The organism is Sorangiineae bacterium MSr11367, assembly GCA_037157805.1.
In the GTDB taxonomy this organism is placed as follows: domain Bacteria; phylum Myxococcota_A; class Polyangia; order Polyangiales; family Polyangiaceae; genus Pendulispora; species Pendulispora rubella.
The window spans coordinates 7,965,520-7,991,034 of record CP089983.1 but is presented as its reverse complement, the minus strand read 5'-3'; the positions used below and the strand labels follow the sequence as shown (position 1 = coordinate 7,991,034).

At 66.6% G+C, this 25,515-nt stretch carries 24 protein-coding genes and 1 other RNA gene; 7 read left to right on the top strand and 18 right to left on the bottom strand.

What is annotated here, in order from left to right; all coding sequences use genetic code 11:
• The first annotated feature begins 46 nt into the window (after window positions 1-46).
• Together LVJ94_31025 and LVJ94_31020 are read left to right on the top strand one after the other, a co-directional pair.
• Window positions 47-946, top strand: a complete 900-nt coding sequence (locus LVJ94_31025) for a D-2-hydroxyacid dehydrogenase family protein (protein ID WXB01339.1) — start codon at window positions 47-49, stop codon at window positions 944-946.
• 16 nt (window positions 947-962) lie between these two features.
• Window positions 963-2,045, top strand: coding sequence for a dipeptide epimerase (locus LVJ94_31020; protein WXB01338.1), 1,083 nt, complete (start codon window positions 963-965; stop codon window positions 2,043-2,045).
• 1,099 nt (window positions 2,046-3,144) lie between these two features.
• Here LVJ94_31020 and LVJ94_31015 read toward each other — a convergent pair.
• Genes LVJ94_31015 through LVJ94_30990 form a run of 6 tightly spaced genes read right to left on the bottom strand, consistent with a single transcriptional unit; the run spans window position 3,145 to window position 8,563 of the window.
• Window positions 3,145-3,900 (bottom strand): cobalamin-dependent protein, encoded by a 756-nt coding sequence (locus LVJ94_31015; GenBank protein ID WXB01337.1) that lies wholly within the window; start codon window positions 3,898-3,900, stop codon window positions 3,145-3,147.
• Window positions 3,901-3,919: 19 nt separating this feature from the next.
• The gene (locus LVJ94_31010; protein WXB01336.1) at window positions 3,920-5,476 is read right to left on the bottom strand and encodes a lysine 5,6-aminomutase subunit alpha; all 1,557 of its coding nucleotides are present in this window, start codon (window positions 5,474-5,476) and stop codon (window positions 3,920-3,922) included.
• 54 nt (window positions 5,477-5,530) lie between these two features.
• Window positions 5,531-6,151: a hypothetical protein gene (locus tag LVJ94_31005; GenBank protein WXB01335.1), complete on the bottom strand. Its 621-nt coding sequence runs from the start codon at window positions 6,149-6,151 to the stop codon at window positions 5,531-5,533.
• Between the two features lie 5 nt (window positions 6,152-6,156).
• The gene (locus LVJ94_31000; protein WXB01334.1) at window positions 6,157-6,957 is read right to left on the bottom strand and encodes an ABC transporter permease; all 801 of its coding nucleotides are present in this window, start codon (window positions 6,955-6,957) and stop codon (window positions 6,157-6,159) included.
• Window positions 6,954-7,580 carry a hypothetical protein gene (locus tag LVJ94_30995; protein WXB01333.1) on the bottom strand — a complete coding sequence of 209 codons (627 nt, stop codon included), beginning with the start codon at window positions 7,578-7,580 and terminating at the stop codon, window positions 6,954-6,956. Before LVJ94_30995 ends, LVJ94_31000 begins: the two co-directional genes overlap by 4 nt.
• 35 nt (window positions 7,581-7,615) lie before the next feature.
• Entirely contained in the window at window positions 7,616-8,563 is a 948-nt protein-coding gene (locus LVJ94_30990; GenBank protein ID WXB01332.1) for a sphingosine kinase, read from the bottom strand.
• Between the two features lie 90 nt (window positions 8,564-8,653).
• On the opposite strand from LVJ94_30990, the gene LVJ94_30985 reads away from it, so the two are divergent.
• Window positions 8,654-9,598 (top strand): folate-binding protein YgfZ, encoded by a 945-nt coding sequence (locus LVJ94_30985; GenBank protein ID WXB01331.1) that lies wholly within the window; start codon window positions 8,654-8,656, stop codon window positions 9,596-9,598.
• A 22-nt stretch (window positions 9,599-9,620) separates the two neighbouring features.
• On the opposite strand, the gene LVJ94_30980 is transcribed toward LVJ94_30985, so the two are convergent.
• Together LVJ94_30980 and LVJ94_30975 are read right to left on the bottom strand one after the other, a co-directional pair.
• On the bottom strand, window positions 9,621-10,385 hold the full coding sequence (locus tag LVJ94_30980; GenBank protein WXB01330.1) for a hypothetical protein: 765 nt from the start codon (window positions 10,383-10,385) through the stop codon (window positions 9,621-9,623).
• Between the two features lie 17 nt (window positions 10,386-10,402).
• Complete coding sequence (locus LVJ94_30975) at window positions 10,403-11,473, bottom strand: hypothetical protein (protein ID WXB01329.1); 1,071 nt, start codon at window positions 11,471-11,473, stop codon at window positions 10,403-10,405.
• Between the two features lie 59 nt (window positions 11,474-11,532).
• Here LVJ94_30975 and LVJ94_30970 point away from each other — a divergent pair, with 59 nt between their 5' ends.
• Together LVJ94_30970 and LVJ94_30965 are read left to right on the top strand one after the other, a co-directional pair.
• Window positions 11,533-12,129 (top strand): Maf family protein, encoded by a 597-nt coding sequence (locus LVJ94_30970; GenBank protein ID WXB01328.1) that lies wholly within the window; start codon window positions 11,533-11,535, stop codon window positions 12,127-12,129.
• Window positions 12,126-13,493 (top strand): hypothetical protein, encoded by a 1,368-nt coding sequence (locus LVJ94_30965; protein WXB01327.1) that lies wholly within the window; start codon window positions 12,126-12,128, stop codon window positions 13,491-13,493. Before LVJ94_30970 ends, LVJ94_30965 begins: the two co-directional genes overlap by 4 nt.
• On the opposite strand, the gene LVJ94_30960 is transcribed toward LVJ94_30965, so the two are convergent.
• The 6 genes from LVJ94_30960 to LVJ94_30935 form a co-directional block, all read right to left on the bottom strand.
• Window positions 13,490-13,879 carry a hypothetical protein gene (locus LVJ94_30960; protein WXB01326.1) on the bottom strand — a complete coding sequence of 130 codons (390 nt, stop codon included), beginning with the start codon at window positions 13,877-13,879 and terminating at the stop codon, window positions 13,490-13,492. The two genes, LVJ94_30965 and LVJ94_30960, sit on opposite strands and share 4 nt — an antisense overlap.
• 76 nt (window positions 13,880-13,955) lie before the next feature.
• Window positions 13,956-14,801, bottom strand: a complete 846-nt coding sequence (locus tag LVJ94_30955; GenBank protein WXB01325.1) for a serine/threonine protein kinase — start codon at window positions 14,799-14,801, stop codon at window positions 13,956-13,958.
• A 49-nt stretch (window positions 14,802-14,850) separates the two neighbouring features.
• Entirely contained in the window at window positions 14,851-15,750 is a 900-nt protein-coding gene (locus LVJ94_30950; protein ID WXB01324.1) for a hypothetical protein, read from the bottom strand.
• A gap of 14 nt (window positions 15,751-15,764) precedes the next feature.
• On the bottom strand, window positions 15,765-16,817 hold the full coding sequence (locus LVJ94_30945; GenBank protein ID WXB01323.1) for a hypothetical protein: 1,053 nt from the start codon (window positions 16,815-16,817) through the stop codon (window positions 15,765-15,767).
• A gap of 20 nt (window positions 16,818-16,837) precedes the next feature.
• Entirely contained in the window at window positions 16,838-18,256 is a 1,419-nt protein-coding gene (locus LVJ94_30940; GenBank protein ID WXB01322.1) for a serine/threonine protein kinase, read from the bottom strand.
• 31 nt (window positions 18,257-18,287) lie between these two features.
• Window positions 18,288-19,277, bottom strand: coding sequence for a hypothetical protein (locus tag LVJ94_30935; GenBank protein ID WXB01321.1), 990 nt, complete (start codon window positions 19,275-19,277; stop codon window positions 18,288-18,290).
• 63 nt (window positions 19,278-19,340) lie between these two features.
• Here LVJ94_30935 and rnpB point away from each other — a divergent pair.
• Both rnpB and LVJ94_30925 read left to right on the top strand, forming a co-directional pair.
• Window positions 19,341-19,752, top strand: an RNA gene (gene rnpB / locus LVJ94_30930) — RNase P RNA component class A.
• 57 nt (window positions 19,753-19,809) lie between these two features.
• The gene (locus LVJ94_30925; GenBank protein WXB01320.1) at window positions 19,810-20,379 is read left to right on the top strand and encodes a peptide deformylase; all 570 of its coding nucleotides are present in this window, start codon (window positions 19,810-19,812) and stop codon (window positions 20,377-20,379) included.
• 8 nt (window positions 20,380-20,387) lie between these two features.
• Here LVJ94_30925 and LVJ94_30920 read toward each other — a convergent pair whose 3' ends face one another.
• The 4 genes from LVJ94_30920 to LVJ94_30905 all read right to left on the bottom strand — a co-directional run bounded on the left by LVJ94_30920 (window position 20,388) and on the right by LVJ94_30905 (window position 24,842).
• Window positions 20,388-21,296 (bottom strand): RNA polymerase factor sigma-32, encoded by a 909-nt coding sequence (locus LVJ94_30920; protein WXB01319.1) that lies wholly within the window; start codon window positions 21,294-21,296, stop codon window positions 20,388-20,390.
• A gap of 340 nt (window positions 21,297-21,636) precedes the next feature.
• On the bottom strand, window positions 21,637-21,960 hold the full coding sequence (gene erpA / locus LVJ94_30915; protein ID WXB01318.1) for an iron-sulfur cluster insertion protein ErpA: 324 nt from the start codon (window positions 21,958-21,960) through the stop codon (window positions 21,637-21,639).
• A 54-nt stretch (window positions 21,961-22,014) separates the two neighbouring features.
• On the bottom strand, window positions 22,015-23,280 hold the full coding sequence (locus LVJ94_30910) for a hypothetical protein (GenBank protein ID WXB01317.1): 1,266 nt from the start codon (window positions 23,278-23,280) through the stop codon (window positions 22,015-22,017).
• Window positions 23,277-24,842 (bottom strand): hypothetical protein, encoded by a 1,566-nt coding sequence (locus LVJ94_30905; GenBank protein ID WXB01316.1) that lies wholly within the window; start codon window positions 24,840-24,842, stop codon window positions 23,277-23,279. Before LVJ94_30905 ends, LVJ94_30910 begins: the two co-directional genes overlap by 4 nt.
• Between the last annotated feature and the right edge of the window lie 673 nt (window positions 24,843-25,515).

Sequence of the window (25,515 nt, the reverse complement as noted above, 5' to 3'; positions counted from 1 at the left end):
ACGAGATTCGAAAGGCCGGGAAGGGGGAGCGCCCTATAGTCGTCGCATGCGCATCGCCGTGCTGGACGACTACCCGGGCGTCTTCCCCAAGACCGCTGCCTTTGCCCGCCTCGCCGGGCACGATGTGACCGTCTTCCGCGACACGGAGCGCGATCCCGACAGGCTTGCCGCGCGTTTGCGCGATGCCGATGCCGTCCTTCTCACGCAGCAGCGCTCCCGCTTTCCGCGCACGGTCATCGAGAAGCTGCCCAAGCTGCGCTTCATCGCGCAAACCGGCGCCCATACCGGCCACATCGACGTGGCCGCCTGCGCCGAGCGAGGGATTGCGGTTCTCGCGGCCGGGAAGGGCACCCCGAGTGCTACGGCCGAGCTCACGTGGGCGCTCATCCTTGCCAGCGTCCGCCATCTCCCCTTCGAGGTGCGCGCGCTGAAAGAGGGCGCCTGGCAGAGCACTGTCGGCACCGGTCTCCGCGGGAAGACGCTTGGCGTCTACGGGCTCGGGCGCATTGGCGCCGCCGTCGCGGACGTGGGGCGGGCATTCGGCATGAACGTCATTGCGTTGGGGCGACAAAACGCGGGTGAGCGTGCGGCTTTCTTCGCGAGCGCGGACGTCCTGACCCTGCACCTGCCCCTCAACGACGCCACCCGCGGTATCGTCACCGCCGCGGATCTCGCGCAGATGAAGCCGACGTCGCTCCTGGTCAACACGAGCCGCGCGCCGCTCATCGCGCCGGGGGCCCTTGCCGGCGCCTTGGAGAAGGGGCGTCCGGGCTTTGCCGCCGTCGACGTGTACGAAGACGAACCCGTGCTCGGGGGCGAGCACCCTCTTTTGCGCCTGCCCAACGCCTTGTGCACACCGCACCTTGGCTACGCGGAAATGGACACCTACGAAGCCTATTACGGCGCCGCCGTCGACGCGTTGCTTCGCGCTACCACGGCCGAGTAGAGTCCACGTCTGCGATATGAAGAACGCCACCACCGTCCGTCACCTCGAAATCCACGACTTGAACATCACCCTGCGCGAGCCCTTCGGCATTTCGGGCGGTACGCAGGACGCCGTGCGCAACCTGCTCGTCGTGGCGGAGCTTGCCGATGGCACGCGAGGCTATGGCGAGGCAGCGCCACTTCCGGCCTTCAACGGTGAGACGCAGGAGATCGCCCGTGCCGCCATCGAGTCGGTGCGCGCGCGCATCGAAGGGTGCGACGTGCGCGAGTGGCGTGCGGTCGCCGCCGTGCTCCGCGGCGCGATCCCCAAAGTGGGTTCCGCACGCTGTGCCATCGAGACGGCGTTGCTCGATGCGCTCACACGGCGCGCGGGCATGCCGCTCTGGGCCTTCTTTGGCGGCCGCGAGGCGGAGCTCGTGACGGATATGACCATCCCCACCGGCACCGTGGCCCGCGCCGGGGAAGCGACGCGCACCTGGGCAGCTCGCGGCTTTCGTACCTTCAAGGTGAAGATCGGCGGCGTGGCCCTCGGCGAAGACATCGACCGCATCGTGGCCGTGCACGAAGCCGCCCCGAATGCGACCTTGGTGGCCGACGCCAACGCCGGCCTGGACGCCGCCGTGGCCTTGGAGCTGCTCGATGCGCTCGAACGCCGCGGGGTGCGCCTGGCGCTGCTCGAGCAACCCGTCGCGGGAACGGATCTCGAGGGTCTCGCGCGCGTCACCGCCGCGGGCAAGGCGCCGGTGGCCGCCGACGAAAGCTGCGCCAGCGTCGAGGGCGCTTGGACCATCGCCTCCCGCGGAGCGGCCAACGTGCTCAACCTGAAGCTGAGCAAGTTTGGCGTGGCCGAGGCGCTCGACATCGCCGCCGTCGCCCGCGCCGCGGGGCTGGGGCTCATGATCGGCGGCATGGTCGAGTCCAAGCTCACCATGTCCATGTCCGCGTGCTTCGCCGCAGGGGTGGGCGGCTTCACCCACATCGACCTGGACACCCCACTCTTCATGGCGGAAGAGCCGCTCGACGGGGGGCTCGAGTACGACGGCGCCACGGTCAAGCTTCGCCACATCGCCGCCGGCCACGGCGTCATCCCGCGAAGGTAGGCCTCTTTTTCACGGGCCATCGGGGCGGGTTCGAAAGAATCCCGCCCTTTTTCTCGTTCGGCGTCGATGCTCGACAAAAATCGGCCCCGAATGAGCCGCTTTTTCTCGGTCGAAAACGACATGTCCAATTTGTTGAGGACGAAATCGGCCGGTTTTTCCCCGCGGACCGAAGGGTCGAAGATATCGGCTTGAAACTGAAAATAGCTTTCATTATCCTAAGAGAAGTCAAGGCGGCCGCTCAACTCGCCGAGACAACTCCCGAGCATGTTCGTCTGTATTTGCAACGCCGTCACCGAGTCCGAAGTCCGCGCTGCCATCCATGAGGGCGCCCGCTCCCGCGAGGAGGTAACCCAGGCCTGTCAGGCCGGCGGTGACTGCGGGTCCTGCCACCACATGATTGAGGACATGGTGGAGGAGCACGAAGAGCTTATCTCCGCCGCCTCTTTGGTGCGCGCCCCCTGCGCCGCCTAACGCGGACAGATCGACGAACGACTTGCCGTCCGTGGACCACGAGCTGCAAGGGCGTGGGCCGATGGTCGGAAGGACATAGTGCGTAGCCATCGTCCTCAAGCGAGGGTTCGTGGGTGTCCGGGACAGGGCGCCGATCGTCCGGGACAGGGACGGCGCGCGGATTCGCCTATCTTCGAGGGACGCGCGTTTGGCACTGCATTGGCAACGCGTCGGGGCAGACCTTGGTGCGTGGTGTTCCGGACTCCGCGCCCACAAGGTTGCAGATTAGGATGATGGGTTGCCATTGGTACGATTGGGAGGCAACAGCCCTCCGCGTGCCCGAGAAGGCAGGGAACCAACGCCCAAGGGCGTCCAGCTATCGGGAACAACACGTGGGGCGGTGACGGGAAGCGCAGCGGGCGCGGACCGGTGGCCGAATTCCTCGTTGGGTGAAGCTGCGCCGACAACTGATCGCTCCACCGGAACTTTTCCTACCCTCATTTTTATCTGGCAGAGAGAACGCCAGAAGAAGAACGTCTGAGATTGCGCGGAACGCGCGATCACGCCGCCGTTTGTCCCCCAAGCCCCTAGCAGTCCACCATCCCGGTGCGAGCCAGGACTCGATTCACCCGGAGGACCAGGGCACCCCCTAACCGCAGATCTTCTCCACCAAGAACGACGCCACGTCGCTCGGTTTGGTGCCCGGCCCGAAGCCCGCGTCGTAGCCCAATTCCAGGGCCAGCTTGTGATCGATGCGCGGCCCGCCGAGGAGCAGGACGATGTTGTCGCGCCAGCCTTGCTTCTTCGCCAAGTCGATGAACGCGCCCGCGTTCTCCTTGTGGCAATTGCGCTGCGTGATGACTTGGCTCACCAGAATGGCGTCCGCGCTCAGCGCGCGGGCGCGTTCGGCAAGCTGCTCGTTCTCCACCTGTGCGCCGAGGTTGTACGCCTCGAAGCCCTTGTAGCTCTCCAGGCCCTTGTCGCCCGCGTAGCCCTTGTAGTTCAACACGGCGTCGATGCCGACCGTGTGCGCGTCCGAGCCCGTGCAGGCGCCGACCACCACGATTTTGCGACCGAGCCGCGCCGTGATGCGATGCTCGATCTCCTCGCGCGAGAGCGCTTCGGTGCGCACCTCGGGCACCTCGATGGAGGCCACATCGACCGTGTGTTGCGAGTGCCCGTAGACCACGAAATACGAATAGCCCTGCGCGCACTCCTCCATCGTCGCCACGATGGGTTCGCGGATGCCGTGTGCCTCCGCCAGCTGCTTCGCCGCTTCGCGCGCACGCGCCGAAGGCGGAAGCTGCAACGTGAAGGAGAGTTGAACCATGCCATCGCCATCGCGATCGCCATACGGAGCGAGAGGCCGGCTGGGGAGCGGTGCATTTTGCAGCTTGTTGGGCATGGCGGGATCTCTTCTCGATTTATAGGGACGACTTGCCCTCGAGCACATCGAGGACGGGGTTGAAATAGTCGGGCGAACGCTCGGCCACGCCGCGGTAGCCTTTGCCGCCCGTCCGCGTGCGCTTCACGTCGGCAAATGCACCGGTGCCGATCGCATCCCAAATGCTATCGCGCTTCACCTCGGTGAGCAGCTCGTGCGCCTCGTTGAGCACCTGCCGCGCGCGCGACGCCACGATGCCATCTTTCTTGAACTCGATCTCGTCGCCCAGGTGCCGCGCCGCACCGAACACGTAACGCGTCGCCTTCAGCGACAGGTACCGATCCATCAGCATCGGGTTGTGGATCGCCTCGCTGAACATGCCGAGCAGCTCGATGGACTGATTCGTCGTGACGCCCACCAGGTTGAACATGGCGTCGTGCACGTGCGCGAAAAAGATGTCGCCCACCTTGTGCTTCGTCGGGGGCATCCACTTGATCGGATGGCGCGGGAAAATCTGCCGAATCAACTGCGCCTGCGCCATCTCCAGGAGGAAGCTGTCTTCCAGCCAGGGGTCGATCTCGTAGGCGTGCCCCAGCCCCATCTGCTCGTCGACGAGCCCCGCGCGCTTGGCGAAGGCCTCGTTGATGAACTGGCTCGCCAGCACCGTGTGCGCCTTCTCCACCGCGTCGGACGTGGTGAGGTAATTGTCCTCGCCCGTGTTGATGATGATGCCCGAGCGCGCGATGAACCTTCGTGACACGTATTGGTCGACGAAGTTTCGACACATGTTGATGTCGCGGAACAGGATGCCGTACATCGCATCGTTGAGCAGCATGTCCAGCCGCTCCACCGCGCCCATCCACGCGATTTCCGACATGCACAATCCCGACGAGTAATTCGTCTGGTGGATGTACCGGCCATATTCGTTGGTGGCCTCGTCGGTCGCGCGGCGGATGATGCGGAAGTTCTCCTGGGTGGCGAAGGTGCCGCCGTAGCCCTCGGTGGTTGCGCCGTGCGGCACGTAGTCGAGCAGCGATTGCGCCGTGGTGCGGATGACCGCCACGATGTCCGCGCCCGCGTACGCGGCTGCCTTGGCCTGCACCGCGTCGTCATAAATGTTCCCCGTTGCCACGATGACGTAACGCAACGGCGTTCCACCGGGGCGGACGCGCTCTTTCAGCCCATCGCGCTCGGTGCGAGCATGATCGATGCGGTCGATGGCCGCCTTCGTGTGCGGCGCCAGCGCCCCGCGCACCTCCTCGATCGACGGCCCGCCTTCGCCCGAGTCGACCTCGTGCCCGTAGGCGAGGCGCTCGGCGGCGTCTTGGATGGTGCTCGCGCCGTCGAGCAGGGCGCGCCCGAGGAAAAGCGGCATTCCGCGGCCCAAGAGCCCGGCCTTGTGGTAGCGGTCCACCGCGAGATTCACCAGCGGGGCGCCCTGATCGTCGACACCGTCGACACCGTAGGCTCGGAGAAACGTGCGTTCCGCACCCACCGTCGTGTGACGGTCGATATAACGCTGTACGTCATCGGCGATGTCGGACGCGAGCCCGCGGCATTCCGCGACTTTGTGCTCGTCCATGGGTACGGTCGGCATGATCGGCATTTGCCACGACCGCACCACCGTGCACAACCCCCGTCCCGATGCGATTCAGAGCATGCAGCCCAAAATGGCGAGCAGGGCTCCGGCTGCCACGAGCGCGGCCATCCATTTTGCCGGCCAGCGCTTCGGCCCGCCGGTCAAGAGGCCTGCGACGCCCACGTAAAACAGGATTCCGCCGGCCCCGAGTGCCACGTACGCCACGGCGCTCGGATGTTCGTCGCGGGCGAGGTCCTCGCGCAGGTGCTCTTCGAGCGCGGCGCCCGTCAGCGTTTCGCCCGTGGCCGCGGAAACATCGGATCTCGTGCGCGCGCCGATGCGTGCAAGCTGCACATTGGCCTCGAGCACTCGCGGGCGGCCATCGCCCGCCGTGACGCGCGTCGATAGTGCAGCACTCCGCACCGCACGCCAGGCGCGCGCACAATCGGCCCAATTGCCGCTTTGTTCGGCGCTATGGGCCAGCTCGGTCAACCGCTCGAAGCCGCGATCCGGGTAGGGGCTGAAGGGGGCGCGGGCCTCGGCGGCGGCGCGCGCTTCGTCGATGGCCGCCGGAGCATCGCCCCGCGACAGGGCGGCGTCGCTGGCCGACATCGAGCGCGCGCCGATGGAGTACTGGCGCGCGATGGCGACCGAGAGCAACACCACCACCGCGAGGGCGACGCGAATGAGCACGCCTTTCACGGAAAATCGCGCCGCTGGAACAAGAGAACCCCCATGGTGACGAGCAACACCGCGTATAAGAGCGCATTTTGCGCGGCGCCCGCAACGAAAGGCCAAAGCGGCGTTCCCGGGACCTCGCCGAGCAAGAGCGCCCGCGGCGGGGCGTAGAGGTTCAAGTTGGGAAAGACGAAGGCGAGGGCTCGTCCGGCCGCGCGCCCCGCCTCGGGGAACTGCCGCGCCGGAAGGTGAGCCAGCGCATCGGCATGCCGCCCCACGAGGAACACGCCGACGCTGAACACCGCCGTGAGCGAGGGCGACGAGAACGAGGCGAACACCGTGGTGAGCCCCACGACGATGGCCGACTCGCAAAGTGTGAGCACCGACGACGCGAGCACCAGCCGCATCTCCCGGCCGGCGTGCGCGATGTTCCCGCCCGCCTCCAGTGCCAACACCGCGAGGACCACCGCGCCCTGAACGGCCACGAACACCGCGATGGTCAGCAAGGTCCCTAGGTACTTGCCCACCAGGTACTCGTGCCGGCGCAGCGCGCGGGTCAGCATGGGGAAGATCGTCTTGTATTCGATTTCACGATGCAGCGTGGTCGACCCGACGATGATGGCCACGACCGCCGCGGAAAGGGAAATCGACGCCGCGCCGATGTCCGCGACCACGCGCAGCTCCTCGTGGATCGAGAGTGCGGCCACGAGCACCGCATAGCCGCACGTGGCCAGCGAGAGCGCGAGCAGCGCATGCAGCACGCGCGCGCGCACGGCCTCTCGGAAGGCGTTCATCGCCACCGCCACCACCCGAGCGATCATCGATGCAAGGTCCGCGAGACGTACCGCCGCAGCCGCTGCGGAAGCGACAGCATGGCGTTGCGAACCTTCTCCTCGTAGAGCGAGCGCAGGACGCCGTCACCGAGGTTCACCAACACGCCGTACGTGAGCAGCATGCGCGGTTCGCCCCTGCCGCCGGAGGGCAGGGGCAGGTAGCGAAAGAAGCCCCACGCATCTTCCACGTCGTGGGGGCGCGAGAGATCGACCCAAAAGCGGATGCGCGACTGCGAGGGCTCCTTCTTCAGGTGCATCGTGTACGCGGCATCGATGAAGGCATTGCCATGGTGCACCTCCATGTACCCGCCCTCGGGGCCGAATTGGAGGCGCTTCACGAACTTGGCGCGGGGCATGACCTCGGCGTACGCGGTCTCGCTGTCCACGAGCGCTAGGAGCTCTTCCGCACTGACCGGCACGATGGTGTACGTCACCCCGCCGACGTACCGCTGCCCATCGAGGTTCGACGTCTGCGGACGCACCACCGTCTCACCGTGCTCCATGCGCGCGAGCTCCGCCTCGGTCAGCGCATTTTCCTGGGCACGCGCCGCGCGCCCCACCGCCAGCGAGGCAAGGGCAAGGAGAAGCATTCGCCGCGTTGCGCCCGCCATGCGCCCCGCACTCTAGCCTGTATCGCTCGTATCGCCTACGAACCGACGACGATCTTCACGCGCGGACCGACCGTCATTTCGAGCTCGCCGCGCGTCTCGTGCAAATCGCCGTCGATCATGTAGCGCATGGTTCCGTCCGCGCTCTCGATGATCGCGCGGTGCGATGTGGCCTCCAGCGTCTTGCCCGCGCGCATCGGCTCCGCGCGCCAGATGCGTGGAAGCTCCCGCACGAAGCCCATGGGCGATGCGGTGATGCCGAGCATGTGGAACGACTGCGGGCGCTCGGCGTAGCGGTAGAAGGGCCGGAAGCCCAGGCCGATCTGATCGATGGTGCCCGCGGCGACCGCGAGGAAGTCTCGCTTCTCCCACTGCGAGCCGTCGGCAAAGAGCACCGAGCCACGGAAGGGCTGGGCCATGCGGCGGATCATCTCGCCGCGCACCAATGTGCTGCCCACGCCGCGCGCCAACGTCTTCGCGGCGACCAGCGGGGTGGGGTCGCCACCGCGGTAGTACTCGGCGAGGAAGCCGTGTACCACGCCGGTGCCGAAGAGGAATCCGTAGTGCTCGCCGATGCGCATGACGTGGCGCTCGACGTTGACCAGCGGGCGGGTGGCGCGCTCGGCGTAGTCGCGAATGAGCCGGCCCAAGAGCCCTTCCGGCTTGCCCCGGCGGATGCCCACCGAGTTCGCCACCGTGTTCATGGTGCCGCCCCGCAGAAAAGCGAGCTGGGGAAGCGCGCTTCCGCCGTACACGTTGATGAATCCGGTGATGGTGACGTGGTTGGTGCCGTCGCCGCCGCTGATGCCCAGAACGTCGATCTTCAGCCGCTGAAAGTCTTCCGCGATGCGGTAAAGTTCGTCGATCGAGCGCGCCTCGCGCAAAATGCCATTGTCGCCCAGAATGCGAGCTATGCGTTTTGCGGCGCGGGGGTCCCGCGAATTCCTCCGACTGCGCGGGTTGAGAACGACACCGATTCCGGACATGACCGCTTGGTATGACGATTGTGGGCTCAGCGGTCAAGCAGGGACTGCCGGGCGACCTTCGAGCCTATATCCGTGCTTATGATGCCGCGGATGCTTAGCCCCCTCTCCTCACAAATCGACCACGCCCGTCGCAGCGTCCTTTTGGTGCGCGCGAGCGAGCTCGAGGTCATCGTGGTTCGCGGAAGCGACCGCATTTCCTGGCTCAACGGTCTTCTAACGTGCAACCTCGCCGCCGCTGCGCCGGGACAGGCCATCTACGGCCTGGCGGTTCAGCAAAAGGGTCGCATCGTCTGCGACGTGACCGTCCTCGTCGAGGAGGACCGCGTTCTGCTGGTGGTGCCGGCGTCGATCCGCGCGGAGCTGGAGACGTCGTTCGATCACTACCTCGTCATGGAGGACGCGGAATTTTCCCACGTTCCGTACGCCGTGTGGCACGCCCACGGGCCCCGGGCTCGGGACCTGGTGGCGGCGGCGCGTGGGGCTTCGGGGGCCTCGGCCGCCGAGATCGACCCCACGGGCCTCGGCGGCGCCATCCTCGCAGCCCCGAGCGAAGACGAGGCCAAGGCGTTCGAGGCGCTTTCCACAGCCGTGCAGCAGGCGGGCGGCCTCGTGGGCGACGATGCCGGCTGGGAGGCCTTGCGCATCGAGCAGGGCGTTCCGCGTTTCAGCAGAGACTTCGACGGGACGACGTACCCGCAAGAGGCCACCTTGGAGCGGCGCGCGGTCTCGTTCGACAAGGGCTGCTACCTCGGTCAGGAGGTGGTGTGCATGCTCGAGATGCGCGGTCGGGTCAAACGCAAGCTGGCGCCACTCGTCCTCGCGAACGACGGTGCCCCCGAGCCCCCCGCCAAGGGCACGGAGGTGTTCGACGCCGCGGGCAACAAGGTGGGCGAGATCACCAGCAGCGCGCCCAGCCCCACACGCGATGCGCATGTGGCGTTTGCCATGCTCAAAGCGTCGGCCGTGGCGCCCGATGCGGCCGTGAAGGTCGCCGGCCGCGACGCGCGCATCTACTCTGGCTCTGCCGAAAAATAGTCGATCGCGCCGATCGCTCGTCCTACAGCTTTCGCTCGAGTCGGAAGCGCCGCTTGTCGCCTTCTTCCGGCAATTGCTGCACGCGCAGCATCTCCAGCGCAATCTCGCGAATGCGTCCATCCTTGCCCACGCGAAGGTGAAGGCGATCGCCGTCGCTCTTCAGGACCTCGCACCGACCGAAGGCAAAGTGGTCGACCAGGTCTCCGGCCTCGGGAAAGATCGTATCGAAGTCATCGTTCTGGCGCCGCACCGGGCGGGGCGGTGCCGGCACGTTGTTGCTCGCGGCGATGGCATCGGACCATGTGGTGGCTGGCGCTGCGGGCGGCGGCGGCTCGACGCGCGGCGGTTCCACACTCACCTCGTCACGAACCGCCGGGGGCTCGGCCGAATCCGTATGCACCGCGGCGGCGCCGTCGAGGGCCGTGGCCACGGCCTCGAAGGAGACGATGCGCGCAGCCACGATTTCACCCGCCAAGGTATCCATGCCGCGATCCGTCTCGCGGGCGAGAACGGCACGCAGCGAAAGCGGAGCATCGGGCAAGATCCCGAGGCTGCCTTCGAGAAGCAGGAGCTGCACGGGGCCTGCGATGCGGCGCAACACATCGGGCGAACCGGCGGTTTCTCCTAAGGTTCGAAGAACGACGTCGGAGATGACTCCGCCGCCGCGCAGCCACATGCGCGCCACGCCTTCCTCGCGAAATGCTGCGACGAGTGCGTCGGGCAATGCCTCGCCGCGGGTGCCTTGGAGAACGAGGTGACGGACTTTTTCGCTCGGTGTCGTTTTCATCTCTCAACGTGATGCGGCTACGGGTGGGCGACAGGTGGACTGGTGACGGGGGCCGAGTGCGTGCGGGGCGCATAGACGACGCCCAAGGTGAATCGGAAGCGCGGTGTGGTCATCGCGACGGGGTCGTTGAACGGAATCGCGCCTCCGCCGCTGACCTGGAAGGCCACGTCGGTCTTTTCGAAGGGCGCGCTGCGGACGCCGGCGGTCCATTCCGCCGGGACGAGGTGCTTGCCATTCGGTTCGCTTCGAAGAAAAGCTCCGTCCTGGACGAGGTCGTGCTGCTCGGGAAAAATAGGCAGCACGCGCGCCTCACCGGTGACGCTCAGAAGGTCGTTCCGGAGAATGTCGAAGCCGAAACCAAGGGCCGCATAGCCCTGCGTGCCCACGCGCCCGCCGACGAACTCCGACGTCTCGCGGATGCGCGCCCCGAGCTCCAGGCCCGCGAAGAACTTGCCACGGCGATAGTCCGCGGCCAGCGACGGTGCGAACACCGCGCTCTTGTCGCGTGCGAACTGATCGCTGTCCCCGGTGGGGGCCGACACCACGAGCCGCGCGGTCAGCGCGAAGGGTTGCTCCGGCTCCAAACGCGGCAGGATGGCGTACGCGAAGCCGAAACGCAGATCGCGCATGGCCGTGCTGTGCAGCCGATCGCCCGCGGTCAGCCCGCTGATGCCGCTGCCGCTCTGGATCAGCGTGAGCGGCAGCGCGAGATCGAGCTCGAGTTGTTTCGTGATGCCGTAGGCGAAGAGGAAGTTCGCGTTGATCTGGTTGTCGAGGGCATTCACGTCCGTGCCCGTGGGGGCGGGCGACGGCAAGTGGAGCACGATGGGACGCGACAGGTACGAGGCGAGCAGCCCGAAGCCAAGATGCGCCGGCGCCACCGTCTCGGTTCCACCGACGCCGACGAAGCGGGACGGACCCGGGTTGGGCCACAGAGTCTCGGCGTTGATGCACGTGTTGGTCTGCGGGTTGTCGCAGCTGCTCGGCGCGGCGGCTGCTTCGTACGAGGCCAACGCGACGGACGATGCGAGAAGCGAGGGAACGACCGAACGGAACACGTGAAAGGAAGGAGGCCGCGATCGGCGCATGCGCGGGCACGTTATCATGGTAGTAGAGCGCCGAAGTGTCGATCTCGCCGAATGACCCCGTGAAACGCATCATCCTGGGCAGTGGCTCGCCGCGACGGCGCGAAATCCTGGAAGCCCTGCGGATTCCGTTCATCGTGCGCATCCCGCAGGTGGACGAAAGCGTGCACGAGGGTGAGGCGCCCGAGGTTTACCTGGATCGCATCGTCCGGGCGAAGCTCGCGGCGATCCACGGGCTGCTCGATGCAGGCGAACGCCAACGCGCCATCGTCCTCGTGGCCGATACCAGCGTCATTCACCGGGATCAAATCCTGGGCAAGCCCTCGAGCGTGGAAGACGCCGAGGACATGGTGCGCGGCCTGGCAGGCGACACGCACGAGGTGAAGACGCGCTTTCTTCTCGCCTTTACGGGCGAGGACGCGGGCATCGTGCCATTTCACGCCGAGACGGTGACCACCCGCGTGACGTTCCGCGCCCTCTCCGAGGACGAGGTGCGCGATTACGCCGCCAGCGGCGAGGGCCTCGACAAGGCGGGCGCGTACGCGGTTCAGGGCTTCGGCGCCTCGTTGGTTTCACGCATCGAGGGCTCGTACTCCAACGTCGTCGGCCTGCCCGCGTGCGAGCTCGTCGTGGCGTTGCGCCGTCACGCACAGCCATGAGACGCCCCTGGCATGCGGCGCTGGCCGCATCCGCCGTGGCCCTCGTCGTGCGCCTCGCCGTCGTTGCCTGGGCGTATCCCTCGTTTCCGCCGAGCGCCGACGGCACCTTTTACCACAAGCTGGCCGTGCGTCTCGCCGAGGGCCACGGCTACACATGGCTATGGCCCGACGGTGCCGTCACGTATGCCGCGCACTACCCCGTGGGGTATCCGGCGTTGATGGCGCTCGGGTATGCGCTCTTCGGTGTGCATCCCGTCGTGGCCATGGTGCAGAACGCGCTGCTCGGCGCGGCGATGGCCTTTGCCACCCATGTTCTCGTCGAGCCTCTCGTTTCCCGTGGTGTGCACCCGCGCGCGCCGTTCTTGGCGGCCCTTGGCGTGGCGTTGCATCCCGCCTTGGTCCCCTACACGGCAGCCCTGATGACCGAGGGCACGACGACAGCACTGCTCGTGATCTCCGCCGCCATCGCCACCTCCCCCCCCGCAGGGGGGGGTTGGGGGGGGAGGGTCATGCTTCGTCTCCTCGGCGCAGGCATCACCATGGGCATCGCCACCTTGGTGCGCCCGCAGTCGCTCGTCCTCGCCCCCGTGTTGGGCGCGCTGGCATTGGCTCCGTCCTTCTCGTGGCGTGCGCGTGCCGCCGCCGGGGGCGCCGTGCTGGCCGTGACGCTCCTCTGCTGCGCACCGTGGACGTTGCGCAATTGCATGCGCATGCATCGATGTGCCCTGGTGAGCGTCAACGCCGGATGGAACCTGTTCATCGGCGAGGAGACGCGGAGCGGCGCATGGGAGGAAGCTCGCTTCCCCGAGGAGTGCAGCACCGTCTGGGACGAGGCCGAAAAGGACGTCTGCCTGGAGCGCGTCGCACACCGCCGCATCCGCGAGGCCCCCGCCGCGTGGCTGGCGAAAATGCCGCGCAAGCTCGCCGTCACCTTCGACTACTTCGGCGCGGCCCCCTGGTACCTCCACACCGCGAACCCGAGCGCTTTCACCGAGCGCGCCAAGCTCGCCCTCGGCACCGTCGAAACCGTCGCCTCGCGCCTTCTTCTCGTCGTGTCCCTCGTCGCGATGGGATGGCGTCCCGGCATCCGTCGCAACCTCCGCCGCCTCGCCGGCCTCGTTGGCGTTCTCGCTGCCTTCTCGCCATTCGGCTGGCTCGCATACCTCGTCCTCGCCCTTCTCGCTGCCGAAGCGGCCCTCGCCGAGCCCGCGGGCATGGTGCTCTTCGGATGGACCGCCGCCATCATCGCCGCCACCGCCGCGACCCACGCCGTCTTCTTCGGCGCCGGCCGCTACGGCCTCGTCGTCGTCCCCTTCGTCACCGCACTCGCCGCACTCGTAGTGCGCCGCCCCACGCCGGCCTAGTGTCTAGGCGCACCGAGAGGCTCGAATGCTGCCTCCGCGGCCGGCTCGCCGGGCTCCAATTTCTCGGGGACCGCCGCAACGGCGCGTGAGTTTGCCCGATGCCGGGGCGGGGCAGGGGCTTCCCGTCGCGCGCTGGCCACTTCGAGCGCCACCACCGGCGGTTCCGGTTTTTCCGACGCGGTCGTGACCGAAGGCGGTGATTCGGTACACGCGGGAGACGCAACGACGACGGGAGGCCCCGTCTTGGGACGCACGAAAAGAAAGAACACCACGATGCATCCGCCCACGATGAAGGCAACGGGGATGGCCAAAAGGAGCATCAGCCCTGAGCGGTTCGCGTGCCGCGCCGCCTTCCGTACGAGCGGCGGCTTCTCGGTCCGCGGCATGGACCGGGACGGAATGTCGGCGAATCGGCGTATCCGATCGAGCGACGTTCGTGAGCGCAGCGCGAAAGGCATCAACTCACGTGCCAAATCCCATGTATCGCCGAACCGATGCCGTGGATTCGGAGCGAGGCATCGATGAATCAGTACTTGAAGTTCGTCCGGCAGCTCGGGCCTCGTCCCCGACGAGAAAGGGCTTTCCCTCGAGGATGGCAGCCAAGAGCTCACCCAACGTCTCTCCCCGAAAGGGATGACGACCCGTGAGGGCTTCGTACAAGATCACGCCGAGCGACCAGATGTCGGCCCTGCCATCCACGTTCTTCGCGTTTCGCAGCTGCTCCGGCGCCATGTACAGCGGCGAGCCAAGAAGTGCCCTCGTCGATGTAAGTGCGTGCTCCGATTCGGAGGTCGTAAATGGATTGTGCGTTTTGGAGATCCCGAAATCGAGAACTTTGACGAACGCCGATCCATCGCTCCGGCGCGCGAGAAAGATGTTCTCGGGCTTGAGGTCGCGATGGACGATGCCATGATGGTGCGCTTCGGAGATCGCCTCCAACGTCTCAAGGAGAATGTCGACGGCCTCCTCGATCGCGAGGCGCCCGCACCGGCTCAACAGTTCCCGCAGGTCCGACCCTTCGAGCAACTCGAGCACCATATAGGCGGGCCCGGCGGGAGCGCGCCCCGCGGCGAACACGCGGGCTACGTGTTCACCTTCGATGCGTGCAGCCGCCCGCGCCTCGTGGATGAAGCGACTCTCCGCTTGAGGCGTATTCGCGGCCGCCGGAAGGAGCACCTTGATCGCCACTCGCCGAGCGAGATCGACATCCATGGCTGCGTAGACCGCCCCCATGGCGCCCTGTCCGACGAGCCGTTCGATACGGTATTTCTCCAGGAAGAAATCCCCTGGCTGGAGAGGTTCCGACACAATGCCGAAAGCGTAAGGCCGTTTGCCGGTCCCTCAAGTGTACCGGCGCTCAACCGCCGTCGGGCTTCGCGATGTTGATCTGCCACTTCGCGGACAGGTAACTCCGGATGTTGGCGAGGTCTGCGCCCAAGATCTCTTTCTCGTAAATGAGCACTTCGCCAAAGACGCCGGTGAAATAATACTGCGGAGTAAGTTTCGCGTCCGTGTTGGCCGAGGCGCCGAGCAGCGATCCCGCCGGTTCGAACGCCACTATGTTCGACGTCGTCGAGTAACCGACCTTCGGATCCCCGTTGAACGTGCCCTGCCAACGTTGGAACGTGGAGACCACCTCGTACAGATGGGGCACATCCGCGTTGGGCTGGGCGAGCCCACTCAGCTTTCGCAACGTCGATCCGAAACCGTCATAGAACGCGCCATCACTGAACGGGAAGAAAGTGTTGTCTCCGGTTCCGAACTTCCAGAGGCCGTTGTTCGTCTGTGCCGCGGCCTTCGTCTTGAAGATCAAGAAGGCGTGTGCTCCCTGGAGCTCCGAGAACGGCGGGCCGACGAGGTACTGCGACGAGGCAGCGTTGAAGGCAATGGCCGACTTGTCGGCAATGGCGCTGGTCGTGAAAAAGGGCCCCCTTTCCGGTGCCGTCGGTTTGAAATGCTTCCCTTTTGGCGACTTGTCGGTCCATTCGGTGACCTGGTTGTCCGCGTTTCGCTTGACGGAATCCGAGTCGGTACCGTCGAGCCAAAGGAACAAGCCGCCGACCTTGCTGGGGTTCCAGGGCGTGTTCTGATCTCCACCGCCGTCGGTCGAGGTCACGTCCTTGTCGTCCTGCCCGGAGTCTCTCTCGACGTAGACCGGCGTGACCGGTGCAGGCTCGTCTCCGACGCATGCGCCAAGGGCCGCGCCTCCCGCGGGGAAGAGTGCGAAAATGAGGGCCAACGAAAAACGTCGCTTCATGATGACGAAGGCTCCTAGAACGAAAAGCTGGCGCTCGCGCCGGCCGTGTTGGGGGACAGAAGCGGCATCACGCGCGCCGACGACGGGCGCGGCTCTTTGGACGTCGCAAGGAAATAGATTCCAATGCCGAGTGCCACGGCACCTGCCGCACCGGAGACGATGGCGATGGTCTGGCTTGTCTTGGCGCTGTTGTGATCGTCCGCCGCCGCCGAGTTCTGCACGTTGGTGTTGGCAATGTCGCCCTGCGCACCGTAGCGAACCGCATTGTCGTGCTCGCGGCCCGATTTGTCGTCGAACGCCTTCGCACGCAATCCGAAGAAGAGGCCCGCTCCGAGCGCCAACACGCCGGCACCGCCCACGACGTAACCGATGGTCTTCTTTTGGCGCGCGGACCGGACGGCCTCGGGGTCCACGTCATTCGACGCCGCGGCCTGCTCCTGCGTCGGCGGCATGGCCGTCGAGCCGTTCTCGCGGGGCATGTCCTCGAGCGTGGGCACGTCGAGCCGCGTGCTCCCAGGTCCCGGCTCCAACGTGACCCGCTGCGTCCACGTCTTCTTCTTCGGGGCCGACACGGTGATCTCGTGTTCCCCCGGGTCGACGGGCAACGGCGTTCCCATGGCACCGCTGCCGAAGGGAAGACCATCGAGCTTCACCTCGGTGCCCGCCGGCGCCGCCACTGCTGCGACCACCAAGGTTCGGAGCTTCTTCTCCAGCGTGTCGGCGTGCTCCTTCGCGTACTTCTCGCGATCCTTCTGCCCGGCGCGCCCCGCGGAGGTTGTGGCCTCGACGTATTCGGCCCACGCGCTGGCCGTCTTGCCTTCTTTCTCGTGGCACGCGGCCAGGTTGATGAGCGTCCCGCTCGCCGGCTCGAGCCGCTGGCTCTCGGCGAACTTGATGCATGCGTTATGCACATCGCCCGCGGCGATCAAGCGCTGTCCTTCGCGGTAGAGCGCTTCGGCGGGCGCGCTCGAACTCTGCGCGCTGGCAGGCATCGCTGCGGTGAGGCCGGCTAGCAGAAAGGCGGCCATGAAGGCCGAGCGCATCGGCGTCATCGAATGTCTCTTCATGAGTTCGTGATTCTCTTTGGCTATTTGCGCGTGGCCTTGGTCGGATCGAATGCTGAGTCGTCCGCCGTGGGGGCAGGCGATGCCGAGGCCGCGCCGCGAGGGCGGTGACGCTTCGAGGAATGCGATGTTTTCTCGCCCGCGTCTAGGGTCTCCGGGTCCTTGACCTTTTCGGCAATTGCTTCCTCGGTTGCCGGCGGCGGTGGAATCGCCGCGGCGGCGGTCTTCTCGACGGAGCTCACGACCGCACTCGGCGTTGGGGTCGGCGTCACGACGACAGCCGGCGGCGGTGCCTTGGTGCGCGTGAGCAGGAAGATCATCAAGATGCTTCCCGCCACCACGAACACCACGGGGATGCCGATGAACACCGCGAGCATCGATCGCTTCGGCGGCAGCCCGGCCGGTGACGTGATCGACGGCCCGGTGGCGCCGCCCGTGGTCGATGCCTTGGCGTTTGGATCCGTCCAGGCTTGCGGATTCGTCGGGTACGACGGGTACACCGCCGGCGCAGGTAGATTCGGCTGGCTGATCGCCGCATCCGAGAAACTGTGCACGCGCTCGACGGAGCCATGTGCGCGCCACGCGAAGGGCGCGAGCGCCTGCGCCAGGTGCGACACTTCGGGAAAACGCTGCTGCGGATCGCGCTGGAGGCACGCGTAAATCACCGATTGCAGCTCCTGCGGCACGTCGGGTCGGTAGTGCGCGATGGGCGTCGGATTTTGCTCCAGGATGGCCGCGAACAATTCACCCAGCGCTTCACCGCGGAAGGGCAGCGTGCCCGTGAGCATCTCGTACAGAATGACGCCGAGGGACCAGATGTCCGACCTGCGGTCCACGTTCTTCGCGCTGCGAAGCTGCTCGGGCGACATGTACAACGGCGAACCGAGGGTCGCCTTCGTCGACGTGAGCGCGTGGTCGCCTGCCTCGGCCAGCGGGTTCGTCGCCTTGGAGATGCCGAAGTCGAGCACCTTCACGATGGTCTGCCCGTTGCTCTTGCGCGCGAGGAACAGATTTCCCGGCTTGAGATCGCGGTGCACGATGCCGTGGCGGTGCGCTTCGGCGACAGCCTCCAGCGTCTCCAGCACGATGTCGACGGCCTCGCCCACGGGCATGCGCGGTCGCTCCCGCAGAACGGCCGCGAGGTCCATCCCATCGAGGTACTCGAGCACCATGTACGCGAGCCCGTTGGGCGTGTGGCCCGCCGCGAAGACGCGTGCCACGTGCTCACCCTCGATGCGCGCGGCCGCGCGCCCCTCGTTGATGAAGCGGGTGACCGCCTGCGGCATGTTGGCAATCCTCGCCAGGAGCACCTTGATGGCGACCCTGCGTGCCAAGTCCGTATCCACCGCGGCGTAAACGGCGCCCATCCCGCCTTTTCCGATGAGGCGCTCGATTCGGTATTTGTCGAGGAAGAGTTCCCCTTCCTGAAGAGTCTCACTCACGCCGTCGAGCGTACGCGACGGCGGCTCGGGCTCAAAGACCGAGATTCCCGCGACGTCGCGAAAATCCGGTGAGGCCCAAACCACCGGTCGTCTCGAGATCGTGGAGGAACTCCTTCAGCAGATCGTTCTCCTCTTTCCCACGTGCGGTCTTCAGCTCGCGCAAGGTGGGCACGGTGGCGTGACGTGCGAGCGCCTTGTACTGGAAAAACCGGATGAACGTATCCTTGTCGATGCCCGTATCGATGCCGCCGATCCACGGTTGATCGGGCGCGCTGGCCATGGCGATGGCGTTCCACGCTGCCGCACGCGCCACGCGATCGTTCACCGAGTCGTGCGCCACGTCGACGAATTTCGCGGCTGCTTCGGGATTCTGCGAGAGAGCCGCCGTGCCGGCCGGCCCATCGTCGATGCCGGCGAGTTGCCCTTCCGCGTCTTGATCGGCGAACACCCGCGCCGACGGTTTGCCCTCCAATTCGAGAACGCGCACGGCGAGATCGCTCGCGAGCTCGCGCGTCACGTCGCTCATCAGGCGATCGGCGAGGATCTGATGCATCACGTTCGCGTCCGAGAAGAACTGGCGCGCCCCGAGGGCGGCGCTGCGGCCCCGCAGCTCGCCGCGCCAGACGGGGGCAGCGTCGGCCTTGCGCTTGATGTCGCAGCTCAAATCGACGTACAGAACCGCGTAGCCGTAGCCCTTGTCCGAGTCGCGGCGCAGCGCAAAGCGATCCAGCCGCGACTTGACCACGTAGCCGCCAGCCTCCCCGCCGTGGAAGGCGCGCGCCTGGAGTTCGCTGCGGATGCCGCTGGCCAGCACGGCGGCAGGCCCCGGGGGCTCGACCCCACCGGGCACCAAGATGACGTCGGGGTTGGGCGATGCGCCGATGGGCTCGAAATCGATGGGCGTGACCGCTTCGCGCGCCGGATTGGGCGTCAGCGTGGGGACGTGCAATTCGAGCGGACCGGCCCCGCAACCGACGGCAAATACGGCGAGAAAGACGAGACCGCGACCAAGGTTGCGCATTGTGCGCGACTTAAATCACGCTTTCGTTGCGAAGCGGCGCGCAAAGTGCCAATTTGCGCGGGTCGACGCCGTACAGGCAATCGCCGGTTCCGGTTTCACGACTGACGAACGGGAGGAAAGTCCGAGCTCCAAAGAGTGCGATGCCGGGTAACGCCCGGTGGCGGAAACGCCCAGGAGAGTGCCACAGAAAACAAACCGCCACGTCACGGGCTAGCTTGCGCAAGCTTGCGAGCTCGGCACGGGGTAAGGGTGAAACGGTGGGGTAAGAGCCCACCGCGTCGGCGGTAACGTCGACGGCATGGCAAACCCCATTGGGAGCAAGGCCGCGTAGGCAGGCGTTCGAGGGCTACTCGCCCGAGCCTGCGGGTTGGCTGCTCGAGGCGTCCGGTAACGGCCGCCCTAGAGGAATGATTGCTGCCGCGCGAAGGGCGACCTTCACGCGGAACAAAACTCGGCTTACGGACGACGTCGACCACGCGCCCGCGGCTCCTTCGGGAACGCGGGCGTTGTGCTTTGCGCTATCGTCTCCGCGATGACCATCGTGCACGACGCACCCGCCCGCGTGCTGCAAATGGGCGAGCCCGGGCTACGCCGCATCTCCGCGCCGGTCGCGGACATCGCCGATCCCGCCTTCGTCGCCGATGGCCGCCGCCTCACGGCGACACTGCAGGCCTTTCGCGAAGCGCATGGCTTCGGTCGCGCGATCGCTGCCCCGCAGATCGGCGTCGCGCAGCGCTTCATCGCGGTGCACCTCGCGGGGGAGCCGTCGTTTCGCGGCCTCCTGATCAACCCCGTCATCCGCTGGCGCAGCGAGCAGACCTTCACGATGTGGGACGACTGCATGAGTTTCCCATCGATCCTCGTGCGACTGCGCCGCCACCATTCCATTTCGCTCTCGTTCCACGACGAGCAGGGCGAAGCGCGAACGTGGACGCAGCTCGATCGCGCCACGTCGGAACTGCTCCAGCACGAGATGGACCACCTCGACGGCATCCTCGCCGTCGACCACGCCATCGATCGCGATGCCATCGTGATGCGCGAAGCGTTCGAGGCCATGCCCGATCACTTCCGCCGCCAAGTCGACTACGTGATCGGCGGCTGACGCGTGAGTTAGGCGGCCTTGGTCGTGGTCCCGGGCTCGGTCTCGCTGACCGGTGGCGCGTCTTTGATCTCGAGCTCTTCGCCCAGGCGCCGGCGCAGCTTCATCTTGGCACGCGACTCGATCTGCCGCGCGCGCTCGCGTGAGACACCGAGGCGCCGCCCGATCTCGGCGAGGCTCAGTTCGTCCGGATCGTCGGCCATCACGCGCACGGTGACGATGTAGCGCTCGCGCGGATCGAGCTCGTCGAGGGCCTCGCGCACGCGGTGCTCGATTTCATGCGTCCGCTCGTAGCGGAGGAAGTTGTCCTCCTGGGAGGGGAGCGGCGAGGGGAGCGCATCGACGATCGACGAGGTCGTGTCGTCGTGCGCCTTCGTATCGAGCGAAAGGTCGCGCGCCTCCACCCGTTGAGCGAGTTGCGAGATCTTCTCCTTGGTCGTGCCGAAGCGCGACGCGAGTTGTTCGGCCACCTCGTCCGAGTCCGAGGTCAGCGCGGAGATCTTCGCCTTCTCCCGTCGTAGTCGGAAGAACACCTTCGAGCGCAACGGACCTGCGCCGACGCCCACGATGCTCCAGGCGCGAATCACGTAGTCGAGGATGTACGCGCGAATCCAGTGCGCAGCGTACGTCACGAAACGCGTTCCACGGTCGGGATCGAATTTCCGAAGTGCGGTCATGAGGCCGACGTTTCCTTCGGAAATCAAATCGGCAAGCCGCAGTCCGTAGCGCCGATACGTCAGCGCAATGGCAACGACATGTCGCAAGTTGGCCTCGACCAATGCGCTCACGGCCCGTGGATCAGCGTGGTCGCGCACGCGTAAGGCGAGGGCCACCTCGTCTTCCCGCGACAGCGTTGGTGCTCGTTGCACGCGCGCGATGTAGTTCGAGATGGAGGGGTTGGGGTCGAGGGAGCTCTTCATGTTGCGAAGCTCCGATCTTCACGACCCAGGCCGAATGAGGGGGCGATGGCGGCTCGGTCCACATCTCCGCACGATGCAGGATCAGTGCGAGGGTCCAGCCACGCTCTCGTCGTCAAGGACTTGACGCGGGTTCCGCAAAAAACGCGCACCTCAGCAAGTCGACGCGCCGCGCAATCGGAGGCCGTGCTCCGAGACGGACGTGGCAATCCTGCCGCCGCGTGGCAGCCCTGCCAGACCCAACCACAACAACCCTGGTTGAGCTTACCCCCTTTCGGAGGCTTCGATTACCCCTACTCTCGGGGGGTTTGGGGGCGGCGGAGCCCCCCCAAAACCTGACCACTCAAGCAGAAAAGCTCGATCCGCAGCCGCAGGTGCCTTTGACGTTCGGGTTGTTGAACTTGAAACCCGAACCGTGGACCCCTTCGACGTAGTCGATCTCCGTCTCCTCCAGGTACTGGTGGCTCAGCGGGTCGACGTAAAGTTTGACGCCATTGGACTCGTACTCCTCGTCCATCTCACCGATCGCGTCCTCGAAATACAGGTCGTAGCTGAACCCGGCGCACCCGCCGCCAACGACCCGCAGGCGCAAGCCTTGGCCCTCGAGGGCTTCGGCGGCAGCGATCTCTTTGACCTTGGAAGCGGCTTTCTCAGTGATGGTGATCATGTCTTCGGCGATTATACGGACGACGCCGGAATTGTGCCAGGGGTGGCCGTGGCACTATGGCGCGGTGCCGACGACCTCGACGAGGTTGCCCGCCTCGGAAACGACGACGAAACCTTCCCGGGTGGGGGCCATCCCGATGACGTTTCCACCGTGCGGTTTTCCCGCGGCTGTGATGCGGGTCGCCCAGGGCGTCTCCCCGAGCATGCGAACGCTGCCCGATGACGACACGCCGATGAACCCCTCCGGGGTGGCAAAGGCCACCGTTCCAGCGGCATCCACGAGCACCCCCGCGTGCGGCGGGGCCACCAGCGCGAGTGCGCCCCCGTCCGCCAAGGCCATGGGCGTGAACGTCGACACCTGCTGCCGCGAGAGCTCTTGGCCCGCCCCATCGACGCCGACGAGCATGGTGCGCCCCGGCGCCATCGAGAGGAGGTAGGCCGCGTCGCCCCGCACGGCGGGTGGGCCCAGGAAGATCGCGCCTTGCACCGACGAGCGCGTCATCACCGCGCCGTGCGCGAGATCCATCGCCGCGAGGCGCGTTCCGTCGACCACGGCCGCCAACGTGCTCGGACCGGCGAGCACCGCACCGCCATCGATGGCCGCGCCGAAGCTGCCAATCTTGTGCACCTCTTTGCCGGGCACCCACCCGTAAACCGTACCCGACGCCGCCACCGCGATGATCTTGCCGAGCGCGGCCAAGAGCGGCGTGGCCAGCATCTCCGGCACCGCCGCCCGCGCGCGCACGCCGCCTTCCGCGTCGAGTGCGGTAAGCTCGTTCGCCGTCGCCACGACCGCGCCGCCGTCGTCGAGCGACACCGGTGAAACATGCCCCCCGAGCGAGCGGTCACCGCCGAGCCGCGTTCGAAAGCGCACCGCGCCTTGCCGCACGCCCACCGCCTCGCCGGCGGAGTTCACCGCCACGATGGTGCCATCGGCCAGCGCCGTCGGCGGCCCCAAGGCGCTGCCACCCAGCGACGCGACGAACTTCGGCGTGGCATGCTCGAGGACCACGAGCTCGTTGTGGTTCACCACCACCACGATGCTCCCATCGTCGAGCACCAACGGCGCATGCTCGATGTTCTGGCCGAACGAGTGACGAAACGTCGCGCGCAGTCCGCCCGTCGGCAGGCTCGTTCGCGAGAAGCCACTGCGGCGCGCATCCACGCGATCCGTCGGTGAGAACGCGGGCGATGCACCGACGATGACCGTGCGAGCTCGCCCCGGTTCCACACGCTGCGCGAAGGCTCCCGTTGCCAGCATCGCCCCGAGGCCGACGGCGCACACGAGCCCGGCCACGCGCACGGGCTGCGTCCGTCTCATTTGATCTTCCCGCGGATCACGAAGTCGGCTTCCACCTCGGGAACCGGCTTGCCGCCCGCGCCGGCCTCCCCGGCCGAGAACGCGCGCGTGATCTTGCCGTACGCGCGCAGCTCCTGCCGCGGTTTGAGATCGAGATCGCTGCCGTACACCACGCGCACGAGGCACGGCTTCTTCGCGCAACCGCGGTGGCTGTCGACGACGGCCACCGTCTGATGGTTCACCGTGCGCGACTGACGCACTTCGCCATCGACCGCGAGCCCTTTGCCGACGTTGCCCTCGACGTTCGCTGCGACCGTGTCGTACCCGAGTGGGTTCGCCGCCTCGAAGGCTTTGGCCTCGGTGTCCAGATTGGCCACGCGCCGCACGGCATAGCGCGCGGTGCGCGGTGCCACGTTCGGCCCCGAAGCGCGGATCTCCACCGCGGTTTCCTTGTCCGCGGGAAGCTCGAAGGTGCCGAAGAAGATCCCCGTGCCCGCCTCGATGGACTTCCCGTTCACCATCACGCTGGCACCTTTTGCCGTGCGCCCGGCCACCACGAAACGATCGGCGTCCGTCACCATGTGCGCCGAGGGAGCGTCGATGTGCAGGGGCACGACACCGACCCGCACGTTGAGCGTTCCGCGCTCGGCGTCGCTGCCCTTGGGGGTCACCTCGTAGGGGATGGTCCGGTCGATGACCTTGCCCTCGTCGGACGCGCCCTCGGTCTCTGCGCGCACGTCGATGGGCTGCGTCCCTTTGCCCTCGCCGTCGAGCGCCACATCATGCCCGTCGACCTTCACCGTCGTTCCCGGCGTCGTCTCGACGCGCACCACGATGGGGTCGTTCGTGGCGGTGTTCGCGAGATCGACCTTTACGCGGTACGGCACCAAGATGGAGGCCTTCACCGTTTCATCGCGGCCCATGCTCGGTCGATCGAGGTGGATTTCCAGCGGATTGTCGCCGAGCTTGAGCGGCGTCGCGAGCTCCAGCGAGGCCTCTTTGTCCTTGAAGGTGGCGGTGTTTCCCGAGGCGGTGGCCTTCGTTCCGTCGGGGCAGGTGGGGCACGACAGGTGAAGCTGCTCATTGCCCTGCGGTCCGAGCCGCGGTTTCACCACCAACGGCGCGCCCGCCCTCCAGAAGAAATAGACGCCCACACCGGCGGCCGCGACCAAGAGCCCCACCACACCTGCAACCACCCCGAGCGGCAGGCCGCCCTTCTTCGCGAGGACCGGCGGGGGTGGGAGAGGCTCGTCCACCAGCGGCGCCGGGGCGGGCACGATGGCGGGCAGCGGCGCGGGAGCCAGCGGCGCGCGCGGCAGCGCGTTCGGCGGATCGCCTCGTGTCGGTGCGATGCCTGGCATGGCCACACCGAGCATGGTGCGCTGCTCCCCGCGAACCGGCGGCAGGGAGCCGCTGGCATCCGCGTTCGGTGCTGGCGGCAGAATGGGCGCGACGCCGGGCATGGCCACGCCAATCATCGTCCGAGCTCCCTCGGGTTGCGGCGGCAGAGAGCCCGGAACCTGCGCCATCGGCACGGTTTTTTGCTGCTGGGTCTGCACTTCCTCGGCGGAGATGCCCAGCATCGTGCGCGCAGGCGCGGTGCGGGCAGGGCCGGAGGTTGACGATGCAGAGGTGGAAGAGCCGGCGGACACCGTCGGCGCTACCCCTGGAGGGGACACAGTTCCGCAAACTCCGCAGAAGCCAGCGTTCTCAGGGATTTCGGATCCGCAGTGTCCGCACGTTCGAGTCGCCATAGCGGCGCCAGATACTAACCCGATCGCTGGGATGCGGGAGGCGCAGGTTCCGGGGCCGTACGCGGGGCCGCTGGAAAAGCTGGCTCCGATTGAAACCGGTGCCATCTTCGCTCGAGCGCTTTGCGGTCCATGCCGAGAACGCGTGCAGCCTCACTTTTGTTGTGGCCACAACTTCTCATGGTTTCGGCGATGGCCGCTCGCTCGATGGCTTCGAGCTTGCTGCCCAAGCTTCCAGGGAGGGAAAGCAGTTTTGCGGCGATGTCCTCGAGCTCAGTGGCATCTCCCGCTTGAGCCACGTCGTGAGGCATCCCCACCAGGGGGTAAGGGTCTTCGTTCGGAGCGCGCATGCGTAACAGGACGGCAAACGACAGCAGGTGGACGAAACGGCGAAAAGCAACAGAGCGTTACAAAACGTAACAGCCACTGAAGCTGGGACGTGGGCAAGGATGCCCTTGATATTCCTAACTCTTTTTCGCTCGAGACATCAAGTACATCCAGATGT